This is a genomic window from Amycolatopsis nigrescens CSC17Ta-90 (assembly GCF_000384315.1).
In the GTDB taxonomy this organism is placed as follows: Bacteria; Actinomycetota; Actinomycetes; order Mycobacteriales; family Pseudonocardiaceae; genus Amycolatopsis; species Amycolatopsis nigrescens.
Genome location: NZ_ARVW01000001.1, coordinates 2236507 through 2254284, shown reverse-complemented (window position 1 = coordinate 2254284; position 17778 = coordinate 2236507). Strand labels below are relative to the sequence as shown.

At 69.1% G+C, this 17778-nt stretch carries 11 protein-coding genes and 1 rRNA gene; 7 read left to right on the top strand and 5 right to left on the bottom strand.

Annotated features, from left to right (window positions below):
* Position 1 precedes the first annotated feature (1 nt).
* Positions 2-1459: a S8 family peptidase gene (locus AMYNI_RS0110355; protein WP_026360262.1), complete on the top strand. Its 1458-nt coding sequence runs from the start codon at positions 2-4 to the stop codon at positions 1457-1459.
* Between the two features lie 79 nt (positions 1460-1538).
* On the opposite strand, the gene AMYNI_RS0110350 is transcribed toward AMYNI_RS0110355, so the two are convergent.
* Both AMYNI_RS0110350 and AMYNI_RS44325 read right to left on the bottom strand, forming a co-directional pair.
* Complete coding sequence (locus AMYNI_RS0110350; protein ID WP_020667932.1) at positions 1539-3257, bottom strand: NAD+ synthase; 1719 nt, start codon at positions 3255-3257, stop codon at positions 1539-1541.
* An 81-nt stretch (positions 3258-3338) separates the two neighbouring features.
* Positions 3339-4667 (bottom strand): lipase family protein, encoded by a 1329-nt coding sequence (locus AMYNI_RS44325; RefSeq protein WP_020667931.1) that lies wholly within the window; start codon positions 4665-4667, stop codon positions 3339-3341.
* A gap of 81 nt (positions 4668-4748) precedes the next feature.
* On the opposite strand from AMYNI_RS44325, the gene AMYNI_RS44320 reads away from it, so the two are divergent.
* Complete coding sequence (locus tag AMYNI_RS44320) at positions 4749-5399, top strand: TetR/AcrR family transcriptional regulator (RefSeq protein ID WP_020667930.1); 651 nt, start codon at positions 4749-4751, stop codon at positions 5397-5399.
* Between the two features lie 45 nt (positions 5400-5444).
* Here AMYNI_RS44320 and secA2 read toward each other — a convergent pair whose 3' ends face one another.
* A complete protein-coding gene (gene secA2, locus AMYNI_RS0110335) occupies positions 5445-7775 on the bottom strand; it encodes an accessory Sec system translocase SecA2 (protein WP_020667929.1) in 2331 nt (776 codons plus the stop codon).
* Positions 7776-7865: 90 nt separating this feature from the next.
* Between secA2 and AMYNI_RS0110330 the strand changes: the two genes are divergently transcribed.
* Positions 7866-9491: an alpha/beta hydrolase gene (locus tag AMYNI_RS0110330; protein WP_020667928.1), complete on the top strand. Its 1626-nt coding sequence runs from the start codon at positions 7866-7868 to the stop codon at positions 9489-9491.
* Between the two features lie 69 nt (positions 9492-9560).
* Here AMYNI_RS0110330 and AMYNI_RS0110325 read toward each other — a convergent pair whose 3' ends face one another.
* Positions 9561-10259 (bottom strand): LppX_LprAFG lipoprotein, encoded by a 699-nt coding sequence (locus tag AMYNI_RS0110325; protein WP_020667927.1) that lies wholly within the window; start codon positions 10257-10259, stop codon positions 9561-9563.
* Between the two features lie 84 nt (positions 10260-10343).
* The gene (locus tag AMYNI_RS0110320; RefSeq protein ID WP_020667926.1) at positions 10344-11318 is read right to left on the bottom strand and encodes a GlxA family transcriptional regulator; all 975 of its coding nucleotides are present in this window, start codon (positions 11316-11318) and stop codon (positions 10344-10346) included.
* A gap of 110 nt (positions 11319-11428) precedes the next feature.
* Here AMYNI_RS0110320 and AMYNI_RS0110315 point away from each other — a divergent pair, with 110 nt between their 5' ends.
* The 4 genes from AMYNI_RS0110315 (at position 11429) to AMYNI_RS0110300 (ending at position 17567) form a co-directional block, all read left to right on the top strand.
* Positions 11429-12679 carry an MFS transporter gene (locus tag AMYNI_RS0110315; RefSeq protein ID WP_020667925.1) on the top strand — a complete coding sequence of 417 codons (1251 nt, stop codon included), beginning with the start codon at positions 11429-11431 and terminating at the stop codon, positions 12677-12679.
* A gap of 36 nt (positions 12680-12715) precedes the next feature.
* Positions 12716-14059 (top strand): type I glutamate--ammonia ligase, encoded by a 1344-nt coding sequence (gene glnA, locus AMYNI_RS0110310; RefSeq protein WP_020667924.1) that lies wholly within the window; start codon positions 12716-12718, stop codon positions 14057-14059.
* A 21-nt stretch (positions 14060-14080) separates the two neighbouring features.
* Entirely contained in the window at positions 14081-15640 is a 1560-nt protein-coding gene (locus AMYNI_RS0110305; protein WP_020667923.1) for an amidase, read from the top strand.
* A 408-nt stretch (positions 15641-16048) separates the two neighbouring features.
* Positions 16049-17567 (top strand): 16S ribosomal RNA (locus AMYNI_RS0110300).
* The last annotated feature ends 211 nt before the right edge of the window (positions 17568-17778 follow it).

The window sequence follows — 17778 nt, the reverse complement described above, 5'->3', positions numbered from 1 at the left end:
AATGGCGGTTCTGAGACGGGCATTCGGGGTGACCGTGCTGGCGACGGTGCTCGGTGCGGGCATGGCGGTTCCGGCGGCGGCTTCGGTGCCTCCGGAGGAAGCGGCGGTGGCGCTCACCGCCGAACCGGTACTGGCCGAGCCGCCCGGCACGCTGGTCATGCCGTATGTGGTGGCGACCGGCGCGAACCGGGTGCAGACCTGGCTGGCCGAGCACGCGGTGCGCGCGGTCGGTGGCTCGGTGATCTCCTCGTATCCCCAGGTCGGCGTCGTGGTGGCCTACTCGGCCGCGGACGGGTTCGCCGAGAAGCTGCGCCGGCTGCCCGGGATCGACGCGGTCGGCGCGACCAGGACGGCCAAGATTCCGGTCGAGTTCTTCGCGCCCCGCAAGGATGTGCGCTACACCGGGCCCGGCTCGCCGAACAGCGACCAGGTGCCGCCGGAGGGCACCGCCTGGGACGTGCCCGCGCTCGGTGTCAACGAGGCGCACGAGGTCACCACCGGCAGCCGCCGAGTGACCGTCGGGGTGCTCGACACCGGCGTGGACGACACCCACCCCGACCTGGCCGGGGCGTTCGACGCCGGCAAGTCGGTGTCCTGCCTGTCCGGCTGGGCCGATCGCGGCGCCGGCGCCTGGCGGCCCACCTTGGACGGCCACGGCACGCACCTTGCCGGCACCATCGCCGCGGCCCGCGACGGGGCCGGGGTGCTCGGCATCGCGCCCGGGGTCCGGCTGGCGTCGGTGAAAATGGCCGAGCTGGACGACACCGAAACTCCGGAGAGCATGGTCTGCGGGTTCGTCTGGGCCGCCGAACACGGCTTCGCGGTCACCAACAACAGCTACCGCTCGATCCCGTGGCGCTACAGCTGCGACGACCAGATTGACCAGTCCGCGATCCGGCTCGTGGTCGGCCGCGCGGTGGCCTACGCGCAGCGGCGGGACGTGCTCGTGGTCGCTTCGGCCGGGAACGCCGGGATCGACCTGGACGACCGGAAGGTGGACACCGAGAGCCCGGCTGACAGCACCCCGGTGCGGCGGGACATCGACAACGACTGCATCCGGCTGCCGCACGAGCTGCCCGGGGTGGTCGGGGCCGGCGCCCTGGACGAGAAGCTGTTGAAGGCGAGCTTCTCCAACTACTCGTTCAAGCGGGTCACGGTGGCCGCACCCGGCGTGCGGACCTGGTCCACCTGGCCGGGCGGGCAATATCGCGCGATCAGCGGAACCTCGATGGCCGCGCCGCACGCCAGCGGGGTCGCCGCGCTGATCGCGTCCCAGCATCCGCGCTGGGACGACGACCGCATCGCCCGCGAGCTGCTGGCCACCACCGCACCGCTGCCGTGCCCGCCGCTCTACGACCCGAACGGCGACGGCAAACCGGACGCCGTCTGCGCCACCCGGGCCCCGCTCACCAACTTCTACGGCCGCGGCCTAGTCCACGCCGCCACCGCCGTCTCCTGACCGCGATTGTCCGTGAAGGCCACCTTGCCTACCTTCAAAGTAGGCAAGGTGGCCTTCACGGCATCCGGTGTGGGAGGGATCAGCGGCCTTCGCGCCAGGCGTTGGTCATGGGGAGACGGCGGTCCCGGCCGAAGGCCTTGAAGGTGATCTTGGTGCCGGGCGGGTACTGGCGACGCTTGTACTCGGCCTTGTCGGTCATCCGCACCACCTGGTCGATCACGTCCGGCGCGAACCCGGCCGCGGCCAGGTCCGCGTAGCCCCGGTCGCCTTCCACGTAGTCGTCCAGCACGTCGTCGAGCAGCGCGTAGTCCGGCAGCGAGTCGGTGTCCAGCTGGTCCGGCCGCAGCTCGGCGGAAGGCGGCTTGCTGATCGAGTTCTCCGGGATCGGCGGGGTTTCGCCGCGCTTCTCCGCCTCGGCGTTGCGCCAGCGGGCCAGCTCCCAGACATGCGTCTTGAACACGTCCTTGATCGGCGCGAACCCGCCGACCGCGTCGCCGTAGATGGTCGAGTAGCCCACCGCCAGCTCGGTCTTGTTCCCGGTGGCCAGCACCAGATGACCCTCCGCGTTGGACAGCGCCATCAGCAGCATGCCCCTGGTCCTGGCTTGGATGTTCTCCTCGGCCAGCCCGGTCAGCTTCAGCTGGTCCACGTAGACCTTGATCATGTCCTCCACCGGTTCCACCCGGTAGTGACAGCCCAGCCGTTGGGCCAGCTCCGCGGCGTCCGCGCGGGAGTGCGGTGACGAGTACTTCGAGGGCATGGACACGCCGTACACGGAGTCCGGGCCGAGCGCGTCCACGGCCAGCGCGGCCACCAGCGCCGAGTCGATGCCGCCGGAGAAGCCGAAGGTCACCGAGCGGAAGCCGTTCTTGTGCACGTAGTCGCGCAGGCCGACCACCAGCGCCGACCAGACCTCCGCCTCGTCGGACAGCGGCTCGCGGACCGGCGGTGCGGCTCGCGGCTGGTAGCGGGGCAGCGGTTCCGCGCCGAGCACCCGGCGGCGGACTTCCAGGCCGACGTACTCGCCTTCGGGTCGGTGCTCGCGCTCGGGCAGGTCCAGATCCAGCACCAGCAGGTGCTCGACGAACTGCGGGGCGCGGGCGAGCAACTCGCCGTTCGCGCCGGCCACCATCGAGTCCCCGTCGAATACCAGGTCGTCCTGCCCGCCGACCAGGTTCGTGTACACCAGCGGCGCGCCGGCTTCGGCGGCCCGGCGGGCGATCAGCGGCAGCCGGATGTCGTCCTTGGCGCGCTCGAAGGGGGACGCGTTCGGCGCCACCACCAGGTCGACCCCGGCCTCGCCCAGTGCGGAGACCGGCCCGCCGTCCTGCCAGATGTCCTCGCAGATGACCATGCCGATGTCCAGGCCGTGCAGCCGGACCACGTCCAGCGTCCAGCCCGCCTTGAAGTTCCGGCGCTCGTCGAAGACGCCGTAGTTGGGCAGATGGTGCTTGTACTGACGGGCGACCACTTCGCCGCGGTACAGCGCCGCGGCCGCGTTGCGCGGCCCGGCCTCGTCGCGGTCGAGATAACCGACATAGGTCAGCACTTCGCCGCAGCCCGCGTCGTCGAGCCGCCTGGCCAGGTCGTCCACGGCCTGTCTGGCGGCGAGCGCGAAGGTGCGGCGCTGTGCCAGATCCTCGACCGGGTAGCCGGTGACGGACATTTCCGGGAACACGACCACATGCGCGCCGGCTTCCGCGGCCTTGCGCGTCCATTCGACGGTCAGGGCGGCGTTGCCGTCCAGATCGCCGACCGTCGAGTTGATCTGGGCCATCGCGATGCGCAGTTGCGGCATGCCACATTCTTACCCAACGCCCGCGCACGGGCGACCGAAAGTGGGCCGGTCGGCACCGACCGGCCCACCTGCCCGGCAGGTTCAGAAGAAGAAGTCCTTCAACCCGGCCAGGTACTTGAACAGGGTGGTCAGCGCGGCCGGGTCGAGCGCGGTGGCAAGTTTCGTCTCGGTGGTGCAGCCGCTGGGCTCCGGCTTGCCGCCGAGCCGGTCGATCAGCCAGGTCAGCGCGGCCGGCGCGCCGGTGGCGGCCAGCGTGATGTGCTCACTGGCCAGATCGCGCTGGTAGTTCACCGGGACGCCCTGGGCGCAGTACTTCGCGGCCAGCGCGTCCACGTCCTCCAGCGGCATGATCTCGTCGTTGACCGCTTCGTAGATGTACTGCGGAGCGGCGGGCCGGTGCTGGCCGCGGCGTTCGGCGGCGATCACCTGCTGCGCGTCCGGCTCGGCGATCGGGTCGGCCACCGTGGTCAGCTTGAACAGGTCCTGGAACAGCCCGCTGAGCACGATGTCGCCGTTGCACATGTCCTTGATCTGGTCCACCTTCGCCTTGCCTTCGGCGGTGAGGATCCGGTCCAGCAACCCGGCCAGCTCCGGGTACGCCCGGCTGACCCCGACCATGCCGCCGAGCGCGTAGCCGGCGAACGGGCCGCGGTTGATCTTGCGCAGCAGGTTGCCGACGTCCGAGGCGACACCGCCCTGCGCGACGCCCTTCACGTTCAGCTCGGGCGCGTAGTCGGCCTGGAGCTCGGACGCCCAGCCGGTGGCGATGGCCCCGCCGGAGTAGCCCCACATCCCGACCTCGGTGCCGGCGCCGGCCACTTCGGACTGCGCGAACCCCTCGGTCGCGCGGATCGAGTCGAGCACGTGGTGCCCCGCCTGTACCCCGGCCGCGTAGGCGGCGTTGGGGCCCTGGTGGTCCGGCACCACCACGGTCCAGCCCTGGTCCAGCGCCCCGCCGATGGCCAGCAGCTCGATCTGCTCGACCGGGTTGGTCACCTCGGCGCCCTGCTGCAACTGGTACGACGGATCGCATTTGCGGCCGAGGCTGTCCTCGGCCATCTGGTAGGCGAGCAGCTTCCGGCCGCCGGGCGGGGCTGGCTTGCGCGGCACGATGATGGTGGCCACCCCGGCCTGCGGCTGCCCGAAGGTGTCGTTGGTGCGGTACAGCACCTGCCAGGTGTCCACTTTCAGCGGGACCTGGCCCCAGACCGCGGTCTGAACCGCACGCGACCGCAGCACTTCACCGGCCGCGGCCGAGGCCAGATCTGGTGGTGGGACGTAGAACGAGTCCTGGTCCGGCGGGAGCGCGGCCGCACTGGCAGGCGGCGCGACCAGCCCGCTGACCGCGACGGCCAGTACCGCCGCGCAGATCGTCAGGCGGCCTGTCAGCTTCCTCGTCGAAGTGACCATTTCGCACCCTTCTCTGACAAAAGCTGGACATATGTACAGATTAAGTGAAACGAATGTACAGATTCGGCTAGGGTGTGGTCAATGGCCGCCAAGTCCGAACCCAGTCAGGAACGCAGCAGGCGCCGGCGCGACGCCCTGCTCCGCGCGGCCGGCGAGCTGCTGGCCGAGGGCGGCGGCAAGGCGATCACGCACCGCGCGGTCGCCGCCCGCGCCGGGCTTTCCGCGTCCGCGGCGACCTACTTCTTCGACTCGATCCAGGAACTCACCGAGCAGGCGCTCGCGCTGCAGGTCGCCGACCGGGTCGGCGAGCTGAAGGCGCTGACCAGGGTGGCGCTGCGCGAGGGCACCAGCTTCGACGAGGTCGCCACGCTGTTCGCCGGGGTGCTCACCGCCGGGTCGCCGCTGCGCGACGCGATCGGGCAGTACGAGGTGTACCTGGAGGCCGCGCGCAACCCCGCCCTACGCGGGCCGGTCGCGGAGGCGCTGGACACCTTCCGCGCGGTCACCGCGTCCGTGCTGGCCGAGCTCGGGGTGCGCGATCCGGCGCGGGCGGCCAGGGCCTTCATGGCGGTGATCGACGGGTTCATCCTGCATCAGCTGGCGAACCCCGGACACGACGAAGAGAACGTCGCGGCGCTCGCCGAGGCGCTGCGTGGCATGTTCATCGCACAGGTGATGAGCGATGACGAGCGGGCCGACTGGCAAGCACGCCTCGCCCGCCGTCGTGAGTGAAAAGTGTTGTCCTGGCAACACTTTTCACTCACGACCGCTGACCTGCTATTTCTTGCGGAGCATGCTCCGGACCCGCTTCAGGGTCTGCTCGAAGTCGGAGTCGAACGGGTTGTCGTGCACCAGGTAGGTCCAGGTCGAGTTCGCCCGCCGCACCCCGGACGCCGCCAGGTCGATCCCGTTCTCGGTGATCTCCGCTTCGGTCAGCGTCTTTACCGAGCGCTCCTCGATCTTCGGGATGATCTTGTGGAACTCGGGGATCGCGGTGCGGTGGAACTCGTCCAGCGGGGTCTCCCTGGCCAGCGCGCGCAGGTGGATGCTCTCCCGCACGTCGGTCAGGAACGCCAGGTGGTCCGACCACAGCTCGTCCAGGTGGAAGAGCATGATCTCCCGGCACACCTCGGCCAGCTTCTCCTCGCCCAGCTTCTCTTCGAGCTCGGTGTACTGCGTTTCTTCCGCCTTCTTCAGCTTCTCCGCGGCGAGGTCGGTGCGGAGCACCTCGTCGCGGTGCTTGAGCAGGTCGTGCCGCTGGTGCTCGATCAGCCGGGTGTAGCGCCAGGTGTTGCGGTGGATCTCCAGGTGCACGCCCTCGGCGACCCGCTGGGCGTGGTTGATCTGCCGGTGCGCGACCCCGTCGGTGATCTCGCCGGTGGTGTTGTCGGCATGGATGTCGGTGGGCACGTCCGGCGCGTTCGAGAGCACCAGGTCGTCGTTCAGGCTGGCGAAGAACACCGCGCTGCCGGGGTCGCCCTGGCGGCCGGAGCGGCCGCGCAGCTGCCCGTCCAGCCGGCTCGACGGGTACCGCGCGGTGCCGATCACGTGCAGCCCGCCCAGCTCGGCCACCCGCTCCCGGTCCGCGCCGTCCGCGCCGCCGAGCCGGATGTCGGTACCGCGGCCGGCCATCTGGGTGGACACGGTGACCGCGCCGAAGGTGCCGGCCTCGGCGATGATCGCGGCCTCTTCGGCGTCGTTGCGCGCGTTCAGCACCACGCACGGCAGGTCGACCTTGGCCAGCTTCTCCGCCAGTTCCTCGGATTCGGCCACGTCCTGGGTGCCGACCAGGATCGGCCGTCCGGTCTTGTGCACCCGGCGGATCTCGTCCTCGATCGCGCGCAGCTTCTGCGACGGCGACGCGAAGATCCGGTCCTCGGCGTCCTCCCGGATGTTGGGCGTGTTCGGCGGGATCACCGCCACCTCGAGCTTGTAGAACTCCCGCAGCTGCTCGGCGACCGCCACCGCGGTGCCGGTCATGCCCGCGACCTGCGGGTAGCGGGCCAGCAGCGCCTGCACGGTGATCGAGTCCAGGATCTCGCCGCGGTCCGTGGCGGCCAGCTGCTCCTTGGCCTCCACCGCGGCCTGCAGCCCGTCCGGCCAGCGCTGCAGCTCGGCCACCCTGCCGCGGGCCACGTTGATCAGCTGCACCTTGCCGTCGCGCACCAGGTAGTCCACGTCGCGGGTGAGCAGTGCGTGCGCGTGCAGCGCCACGTTCACCGCGGCCAGCCGCCCGGAGCCGGAGTCGGAGCCCTCGCCGTAGAGGTCGGTGATGCCGAGCGCCTTCTCCACCACCGAGGAGCCTGCCGTGGTCAGCCAGGCGTTGCGGCCGTCGGAGTCGGTCTCGTAGTGCAGCCCGAGCCGGAGCCGCCGGACGACGTTGGCGACCTCCTCGTCGGCCACCGCCGCGTCCACCGAACCGGCCATCACCAGCGGCACCCTGGCCTCGTCCACCAGCACCGAGTCCGCCTCGTCCACGATCGCGACCTCGGGGTCCGGCTGGACCACGCCGTCCGCGCCGGTTACCAGCCGGTCGCGCAGCACGTCGAAGCCGACCTCGCTGACCGCGCCGTAGGTCACCTCGCACGCGTACGCGGTACGCCGCTCTTCACGGCTGTGCGCCGGCTCGACCCAGCCGACCGAGACGCCGAGCAGGTCGTACACCGGCCGCATCCACTCCGCGTCGCGGCGGGCCAGGTAGTCGTTGACCGAGATGACGTGCACCCGTTTGCCCTGCAGCGCGTAGCCGGCGGCGGCCAGCGCGCCGGCGAGCGTCTTGCCCTCACCGGTCTCCATCTGCACCACGTGCCCGGAGAGCAGGCCCATGGTGCCGAGCAGCTGGACGTCGAAGGCGCGTTCGTTCAGCGCACGGCGGGCGGCCTCGCGGCCGAGCGCGCAGACCTCCACCAGCTGCTGGTCGCCGAACGCGGCTTCCTCGCGCACCTTGGCGGCCGCTTCGCCGAGCTCCGCGTCGGAAAGTTTCTCCAACTCGGGCTCGCGCTTTTCGATCGCCGGAAGCAGCGCCTGGTACCTGGTCAGCTCGACACTGCCCGGACGCTGGATGATCCGGCGCAGCCGCTTGCCGACCCGGTTGATCAGTGCTGGCACCCCTGTGCTCCCGTCTGTGCGCTGTCGTCCACCCCGCCCAACGTGACGGTAGTGCGTTCGAGTTCCGCTCCCGGATGGCACGATCGCGTCGTGCCCCTCTTCCACCAAACCAGGTCTCGCGCCGCGCTGGTAGCTACCATCTTCGGCGCCGCCCTGCTGCTGACCACTTCAGCCTGCTCCTCCGGCGCCGGTGAGGATGCCGGCGAAGCGCCGCAGCAGGTGACCGAACAGCGCGGGCCCGCCGGCCCGGTCCCGGCCGGCATGGAGCGCCTCTACGCGCAGCCGTTGACCTGGGGCGACTGTGCACCTTACGCGACGTCGGAAAGCGCGAGGTCGGCATTCGGCGGCAAGGGCCTGCAATGCGCCAGGCTGACCGTGCCGCTGGACTACGCCAAACCGGACGGCGACACCATCACCGTCGGCCTGCTCCGGCACCAGGCGAGCAAGCCGGACCAGCGGGTCGGCGCCCTCGCGGTGAACCCCGGCGGCCCCGGCGCCTCCGGTATGGAGGCCGCCGCGAGCCTGGCGACCAGGGTGTCCGGCACCGAGCTCGGCGAGCGGTTCGACCTGGTCGGTTTCGACCCGCGCGGGATCGGCGCCAGCGAACCGCGCGTGCACTGCCTGACCGGCCCGGAACGCGACGCCGAACGGGCCGAGGACATCGACGCCGACGGTTCCGCCGAAGGGGTGGCCAAGGCGGAGGCCGACGCCAAGGACTTCGCGGGCAAATGCGCGCAGCGCACCGAGCACGGCGACGCCATGCTGGCCAACCTCGGCACCCGCGAGGTGGTCAAGGACATGGACCTGCTGCGGTCCGCGCTTGGCGACCAGAAACTGACCTATCTTGGTTACTCCTACGGGACCAGGATCGGTTACAGCTACGCGGAAGCCTTCCCGGCCAACGTGCGCGCGATGGTGCTGGACGGGGCGCTGGACCCGAACCAGGACGAGGTGGAGTCGCTGGTGGCCCAGGGCGAGGGCTTCGGCAAGGCGTTCGGCAAGTACACCGCCTGGTGCGCGGCGCAGCAGGACTGCGCGCTCGGCCAGGACCCGGCCGCGGCGGTCAAGGCGTTCCAGGACCTGACCAGGCCGTTGCTGGACAACCCGGTGGACGTCGGCGACGGGCGCAAGCTGTCCTTCGGTGACGCCACGCTGGCCGCGATACAGGCCCTGTACAGCGAGCAGCTCTGGGACACGCTCAACTCGGGTCTGAACGAGCTCAAGCTCGGCCGTGGCCGGACGCTGATGGCGCTGGCGGATCAGTACAACGAGCGGGACTCGAGCGGCCAGTACTCCTCGACCCAGGACGCCTTCACCGCGATCCGCTGCGTGGACGACCCGCGGGTCACCGACAAGAACGAGATCCTGGACGCGGCGAACCGCTACGACCAGGCCGCCCCGTTCCTGGACGACGGCAGGCCGAACGGCGCGGCGCTGGACTCCTGCGCGTTCTGGCCGGTGCCCAACACCTCCGAGCCGCACGAGCCGAAGGTGGGCGGCCTGGTGCCGACGCTGGTGGTCTCCACGACCGACGACCCGGCCACGCCGTACCAGGCCGGTGTGAACCTGGCGAAGGCGCTGAAGGGCGGGTTGCTCACCTTCGAAGGCACCCAGCACACCGCCTTCCTGCAGGGCAACGCCTGCGTGGACGGCGCCGGCACCGAGTACCTGCTCACCGGCAAGCTGCCCCCCGAAGGCACCCGCTGCACCCCCTGACGTCGTGAGTGAAAACTGTTGCCCCAGCAACACTTTTCACTCACGACCGCTGAGCTGCGGAAACGCGCGTCAGCTTGTCGGCGTGGCGGTGAGCGGCAGGTTCTGCTCGGACAGGCTGAGCTCCACCATCACCGCGCCCTCGCTGGGCTGGCGCGGCGGCACCTGCAGCCAGATCCGGCGCAGCTCGCGGGGCTCGGACTCGGTGACCCAGAACTTCACGTCCACGTCCGCGCCGATGCCCGGCACCAGACCGGACACCACGGCACGGCTGATCCGGCCGGTGAGCCGGTAGGTGGGCACGTTCTCGAGTTTCTCCCTGCCCTCGGTCTTGAGCTGCTCGGCGCCGACGAGCAGCCGGTGCAGGCCGCGCTCGGGGTCCAGCACGGTGGCCGGGGCGAACCCGGCCGGGGCGGGCAGCTGGGTGCGCTCACCGTTCCCCTCGGTGAGGTAGACGGTGTCGCCGGAAAGCAGGTAGTCGACCTTCACCCGCTCGTTGTCCAGCTGCACGTCGCCGCGGCCCTGCGCGCGGCCGTAGGGCCCGCCGTCGCGGCTGGCCTGCCCTTCGAGCATGCGCAGGTCGAGTCCGGGGATCGAACCGCTCACGCCGAGCCGGAACCGGACGCTGTGCAGTCCTTGCAGGGTGGACGCGGCGGCGGTGACCAGTCCCGGGGCGTCCGGCAGCGGGCCCCGGGTGTCCGGGGACGACGCACAGCCGCCGAGCAACCCGAGTACCAACAGGACCACCCCGGCGATGCGGCGGCAGTGCATGTCGCCGAGCCTAGCCGTCCCGACCTGCGGCCCGACATGCAGTGAAGGCCACCTTCGCTGCGCTCAACGCAGGCAAGGTGGCCTTCACTGCGTCGGCGTCCGCGAGAAGGTGCGCCGGTAGGCGAGCGGGGAGACGCCGATGGCCGTGTTGAGGTGCTGCCGCAAGGAGGCGGCGGTGCCAAGCCCGGACTCGGCGGCGACCCGGTCGATCGGCAGGTCGGTGCTCTCCAGCAGGTGCCTGGCGTGCTGCACGCGCTGCTGGATCAGCCAGGCACGCGGCGGCAGCCCGGTTTCCGCGCGGAACCGGCGGCTGAACGTGCGCACGCTCATCCGCGCGTGCCCGGCCAGTTCCGCCACGTCCAGCGGCTCGCCGAGCCGCCGCGACGCCCAGGCGCGGGTGGCCGCCGTGCTCCCGTCACCGGCTTCGGGCAGCGGCCGGTCGATGAACTGGGACTGGCCGCCGTCGCGCCACGGCGGGGTCACGCAGTATCTGGCGACCCGGTTGGCCACGTCGCTGCCGTGGTCGGCGCGCAGCACGTGCAGGCACAGGTCGAGGCCGGCGGCGAGGCCGGCCGAGCTGAGCACGTCACCGTCGTCCACGAACAGCACCTGCTCGTCCAGCAGCACTTCCGGGTACAGCCGCCGGAAGGTGTCGGCATGCGCCCAGTGCGTGGTCGCGGGCCTGCCGTCCAGCAGCCCGGCGGCGCCGAGCACGAAGGCGCCGGTGCAGATCGACATGATCCTGGCGTGGGAGGGGATCAGCGCCAGCGCGTCGCGGAGCACGGCGGGCAGCGTGCCGAGGAACCGCGGGCCCTCGATCCGAGTGCCCGGAATGATCACCGTGTCCGCCTCGGCCAGCGCCTCCGGCCCGTGGTCCACGGTCGCGGAGAAGCCGGCGGTCACCCGGATCGGCCGCTCGTCCAGTCCGCAGACGCGCACGTCGTAGAGCGGCCTGCCCTCTTCGTCCGCCGCGTTGCCGAAGACCATCGGCGGGATGCACAGGTCGTACCCGATCACCTCGCTCACGGCGAGCACAACCACGCGATGCAGCGATGCCATGGCAGGATTCTTGCACATATTGTCCTTTCGGCCACTCGCTGAATCCGGATCTCATCGGTGAAGCTCTTTCGGTGACACGAATCGAGGAGCCCGTCCGCGCCACGCGCCGGGTGCACTGGGCCTGGCTGGTCGCCGCCACGGGATTCATCGCACTGGTCGGCGCGGCCGGCTTCCGTGCCGCGCCGAGCGTGCTGATCGACCCGCTGCACCACGAGTTCGGCTGGTCCACCAGCACCATCTCGGCCGCCGTCTCGATCAACCTGATCCTGTACGGGCTGATCTCGCCTTTCGCCGCGGCGCTGATGGAGCGGCTCGGCATGCGGCGGGTGGTGGCCGGCGCGCTGGTGCTGGTCGCCTGCGGCAGCGGGCTGACCGTGTTCATGACCGCCAGCTGGCAGCTCCTGCTGTGCTGGGGCGTGCTGGTCGGAGTCGGTACCGGCTCGATGGCGCTGACCTTCGTGGCGACCGTGACCAGCCGCTGGTTCGTCAAGCACCGCGGCCTGGTCAGCGGTGTGCTGACGGCGGCGGGCGCGGCCGGTCAGCTGATCTTCCTGCCGGTCATCGCGACGCTCGCCACCGACCACGGCTGGCGGTCCGCGTCGCTCACCGTGGCGTTCGCCGCGCTGGCGGTCGTTCCGATCGTGTTGCTTTTCCTCCGCGACCGCCCGAGCGACGTGGGCACGACGGCCTACGGTGCGGCGCTTGATGACGTCGAGCAGGTCGCGCCCGCGTCGAGCTCAGGTGCCGCGAAGCGTGCGCTCCAAGTCCTGCGCGACGCGGCCCGTACTCGCACGTTCTGGTTGCTGGCAGGCGGTTTCGCGATCTGCGGTGCGTCCACGAACGGCCTGATCGGCACCCATTTCGTACCGGCGGCGCACGACCACGGGATGCCGCCGACCACGGCCGCCGGCCTGCTAGCGCTGGTCGGGCTGTTCGACGTGGCTGGCACCATCGCGTCCGGCTGGCTGACCGACAAGGTCGACGCGCGCTGGCTGCTCGGCGGGTACTACTTCCTGCGCGGGGCGTCGCTGCTGCTGCTCCCGCAGCTGTTCGCGCCGACCACCGAGCCGCCGATGTGGGCGTTCATCGTCTTCTACGGCCTGGACTGGGTGGCCACGGTGCCGCCGACGGTGGCGCTCTGCCGCCAGCACTTCGGGCTCACCGGCCCGATCGTGTTCGGCTGGGTGTTCGCGTCGCACCAGGTCGGTGCGGCGATCGCGGCCTTCGGCGCCGGGCTGGTGCGCGACCAGCTGGGCACCTACGACCTGGCCTGGTACCTGGCCGGTGGCCTCTGCGCGCTGGCCGCGTTGATGTCGGTCCGGGTGCGCAAGGATCCATCCCGGCTTACCGGCGCGTCGTGAAACATGCCGTTAACAAGTCACGCATAGGGTCGCGCCATGGATCGCCAGCAGGAGTTCGTGCTGCGCACGCTCGAAGAACGCGACATTCGTTTCGTCCGGCTCTGGTTCACCGACGTACTGGGGTTCCTCAAGTCGGTGGCGGTCGCGCCCGCCGAGCTCGAAGGTGCGTTCAGCGAGGGAATCGGGTTCGACGGCTCGGCCATCGAAGGCTTCGCCAGGGTCTACGAGTCGGACATGGTGGCCAAGCCCGACCCGGCCACCTTCCAGGTGCTGCCATGGGAGACCCCGGAAGGCGCCCCGTACTCGGCGCGGATGTTCTGCGACATCGCGATGCCGGACGGTTCGCCGTCCTGGGCCGACCCGCGGCACGTGCTGCGCCGCCAGCTGTCCAAGGCCGGCGAGGCCGGCTTCACCTGCTACGTGCACCCCGAGATCGAGTTCTTCCTGCTCTCCACCCTGCCGGACGACGGCAGCGAGCCAGAGCCCGCGGACAACGGCGGCTACTTCGACCAGGCCAGCCACGCCACCGCCACGCACTTCCGGCGACACGCGATCGAGACGCTGGAGGCGATGGGCATCTCGGTGGAGTTCAGCCACCACGAGGGCGCGCCGGGGCAGCAGGAGATCGACCTGCGCTATGCCGACGCGCTCACCATGGCCGACAACGTGATGACCTTCCGGTACGTGATCAAGGAGGTCGCGCTCACCCAGGGCGTGCGCGCGAGCTTCATGCCGAAGCCGTTCACCGACCAGCCCGGCTCGGGCATGCACACGCACGTCTCCCTGTTCGAGGGCGATCGCAACGCCTTCTACCACCCCGAAGACCCGTACGAGCTGTCCGACACCGGCAAGGCGTTCGTGGCCGGCCTGCTCACGCACGCCAGGGAGATCTCCGCGGTCACCAACCAGTGGGTGAACTCCTACAAGCGGCTGATCGCCGGTGGCGAGGCGCCGACCACGGTGTCCTGGGGCCGGTCCAACCGCTCGGCGCTGGTACGGGTGCCGATGTACTCGCCGGGCAAGGCGTCGTCGCGGCGGGTGGAGATCCGGACCCTCGACTCCGCCTGCAACCCGTACCTGGCCTACTCGGTGATACTGGCCGCCGGGCTCAAGGGCATCGAGAAGGGCTACGAGCTCCCGCCGCCGGCCGAGGACAACATCTGGACGCTGTCCGACACCGAGCGCAAGGCGGCGGGTTACGCCCAGCTGCCGCAGAACCTCGGCGAGGCGCTGACCGAGATGGAGCGCTCCGAGCTGCTGCCCGAGGCGCTCGGCGAACATGTTTACGACTTCTTCTTGCGCAACAAGCGGGTTGAGTGGGACAACTACCGCAGCGCGGTGACGCCGTACGAACTGCGGACCCTGTTGCCGGTGCTCTAGAACCCCGAGGGAGCTCGCCGCATGCGGAAGCGGATGCCGGTACTGGCCACTGCCGTGCTGCTTTCGATCGGGCTGGTCGCACCGGCCTCGGCCGAGCCGAAAGGGCTCGGGTTCGACCTGGACGCGGCCACCATCCCGCAGCTGCAGGCGCGGATGGACGCGCACCGGTTGACCTCGGTCCGGCTGACCTCGGCGTACCTGGACCGGATCCGCACGGTGGACGGCAAGGTGAACGCGGTGCTCGCGCCGAACAAGGCCGCGCTCGCTGAGGCCGCGGCCAGCGACACCCGGCGCCGGACCGGACATTCGCGCGGGCCGCTGGACGGGATTCCGGTGCTGCTCAAGGACAACATCGACACCGCGAACCAGCAGACGACGGCGGGTTCGCGGGCCTTGCGCGGCGCGCCGCCCGCCCGTGACGCGAGCCTGGTGAGCAGGCTGCGCGAGGCAGGGGCGGTGGTCCTCGGCAAGGCGAACCTGTCGGAGTGGGCGAACTTCCGGGCCGCGAAGCCGACCTCGGGCTGGTCCGGGGTCGGCGGCCAGACGAACAACCCGTATGTGCTGGACCGCAACCCCTGCGGCTCGTCGGCCGGTTCCGCCGCCGGGGTGGCCGCCTCGCTGGCCCAGGTCGCGATCGGCAGCGAGACGGACGGCTCGATCGTCTGCCCGGCCGGGATGACCGGCACGGTCGGCCACAAACCGAGCCTCGGCCTGGTCAGCCGGACCGGGGTGGTGCCGATCTCGGCCGAGCAGGACACCGCCGGCCCGATGGCGCGGCACTTGGTCGACGTCGCGCTGACCATGTCGGCGCTGCAGGGCCGCGACCCGGCGGACCCGGCGACCGGCGAGTACCCGGCCGATCAGCCCACCGACTACGCCGGACTGCTGCGGCCGGACGCGTTGCGCGGTGCCAGGATCGGTCTCTGGCGGTTGCCGGTGCTCGGCCCGGAGACGGACGCCGTGATGACCAAGGCCGCGAAGGTGCTCACCGACCGCGGCGCGCAGGTGATCGAGGTGGACCCGCCCTACCAGGCAAGGCTCGCCGAGCTCGAGTTCCCGGCGCTGCTCACCGAGTTCCACCGCGACATCGACAAGTACCTGAGCACCAGGACGAACGTCCCGCGAGACCTGGCCGCGCTGATCGAGTACAACCGCGGCGACCCGTTGGAGCAGACCTGTTTCGCCGGCCAGGAGCTGTTCGAACAGGCACTGGTCGCGCCGGCGCCGGACGACCCCGGCTACCTGGCGAACCGCGCCGAGCTGACCGACCTGGCGAAACGTTCGGTGGACGAGGTGCTGGCCGCGCACCGGCTGGACGCGATAGCCGCGCCGACGAACCCGCCGGCCTGGAAGACGAACTGCGCCACCGGCGACAACGACGTGATCCCGTCCTCGACCCCGGCCGCGGTCGCGGGCTACCCGGCCGCCACGGTGCCGGCCGGTTTCGTCGGTGCGCTGCCGGTCGGGATCTCGTTCATGGCCGGGCGGTGGGCGGACGCCGAAGTGCTCACGCTGGCCGGCGCCTTCGAGCGGGCGGCCGGTGCCAGGCAACCGCCGCGATACCTGAAAACGACGGGCTGAACTGCGGAAACGCGGTTAACCAACCCCCCTGTTCGAGGGGGGTTCCTGGACCTGTAATCTTCTCTTCGTCGCCAGGAACGCCGGGCCACGAGGTGAAAGCCTCGAGGGCCGGATGAACTGCGGAGGACGAGGTGGAGTAGACTTCACCAGGCCTCACAGACCGGGTCGAGCGGGTTGACACCGCGGATCGAACCGGGTAATGTTCTGCGACGGCCCTGAAGTTGGCTGACAACCCCTACGACTAACCTCGTTGGATTGTTGCTTCTCTTCGGGATATGACTTCAAGAAACAATTCGGTGTGTTGTTTGAGAACTCAACAGTGTGCTAGTGAACTAAGCCAGTAGAGCTTATGTATTTGAACCTCGTTTGAGGTTCCTTTGAGATGATTATGGTCATCGGTCAAATTCATTGTTGGAGAGTTTGATCCTGGCTCAGGACGAACGCTGGCGGCGTGCTTAACACATGCAAGTCGAACGATGAAGCCTTTCGGGGTGGATTAGTGGCGAACGGGTGAGTAACACGTGGGCAATCTGCCCTGTACTTTGGGATAAGCCCGGGAAACTGGGTCTAATACCGGATATTGACTTTGCATCGCATGGTGTGGGGTTGAAAGTTTTGGCGGTACAGGATGAGCCCGCGGCCTATCAGCTTGTTGGTGGGGTAATGGCCTACCAAGGCGACGACGGGTAGCCGGCCTGAGAGGGCGACCGGCCACACTGGGACTGAGACACGGCCCAGACTCCTACGGGAGGCAGCAGTGGGGAATATTGCACAATGGGCGAAAGCCTGATGCAGCGACGCCGCGTGAGGGATGACGGCCTTCGGGTTGTAAACCTCTTTCGCCAGGGACGAAGCGCAAGTGACGGTACCTGGATAAGAAGCACCGGCTGACTACGTGCCAGCAGCCGCGGTAATACGTAGGGTGCGAGCGTTGTCCGGAATTATTGGGCGTAAAGAGCTCGTAGGCGGTTTGTCGCGTCGGCTGTGAAAACTGGAGGCTTAACCTTCAGCTTGCAGTCGATACGGGCAGACTTGAGTTCGGTAGGGGAGACTGGAATTCCTGGTGTAGCGGTGAAATGCGCAGATATCAGGAGGAACACCGGTGGCGAAGGCGGGTCTCTGGGCCGATACTGACGCTGAGGAGCGAAAGCGTGGGGAGCGAACAGGATTAGATACCCTGGTAGTCCACGCTGTAAACGTTGGGCGCTAGGTGTGGGCGACATTCCACGTTGTCCGTGCCGTAGCTAACGCATTAAGCGCCCCGCCTGGGGAGTACGGCCGCAAGGCTAAAACTCAAAGGAATTGACGGGGGCCCGCACAAGCGGCGGAGCATGTGGATTAATTCGATGCAACGCGAAGAACCTTACCTGGGCTTGACATGCGCCAGACATCCCCAGAGATGGGGCTTCCCTTGTGGTTGGTGTACAGGTGGTGCATGGCTGTCGTCAGCTCGTGTCGTGAGATGTTGGGTTAAGTCCCGCAACGAGCGCAACCCTTATCCTGTGTTGCCAGCGCGTAATGGCGGGGACTCGCGGGAGACTGCCGGGGTCAACTCGGAGGAAGGTGGGGATGACGTCAAGTCATCATGCCCCTTATGTCCAGGGCTTCACACATGCTACAATGGCTGGTACAGAGGGCTGCGATACCGCGAGGTGGAGCGAATCCCTTAAAGCCGGTCTCAGTTCGGATCGCAGTCTGCAACTCGACTGCGTGAAGTCGGAGTCGCTAGTAATCGCAGATCAGCAACGCTGCGGTGAATACGTTCCCGGGCCTTGTACACACCGCCCGTCACGTCATGAAAGTCGGTAACACCCGAAGCCCACGGCCCAACCCGTAAGGGAGGGAGTGGTCGAAGGTGGGACTGGCGATTGGGACGAAGTCGTAACAAGGTAGCCGTACCGGAAGGTGCGGCTGGATCACCTCCTTTCTAAGGAGCAACACATCCACATCCCCGGGATACCCGGATCATGGTGTGGGGTGGCCAGAGTTGAACATCCGTTCGTGGTGTTGCTGTGGTTGCTCAAGGAATTGTGGAACTACTGGTTGAGGTTGGTTCGCTGGATGCCTGCACGGGCTAGTACTGCTTCCTGGTGAAGCGTGGAACGTGTGTTGTGGGGTCGGGTGGAATTGATGTTCAT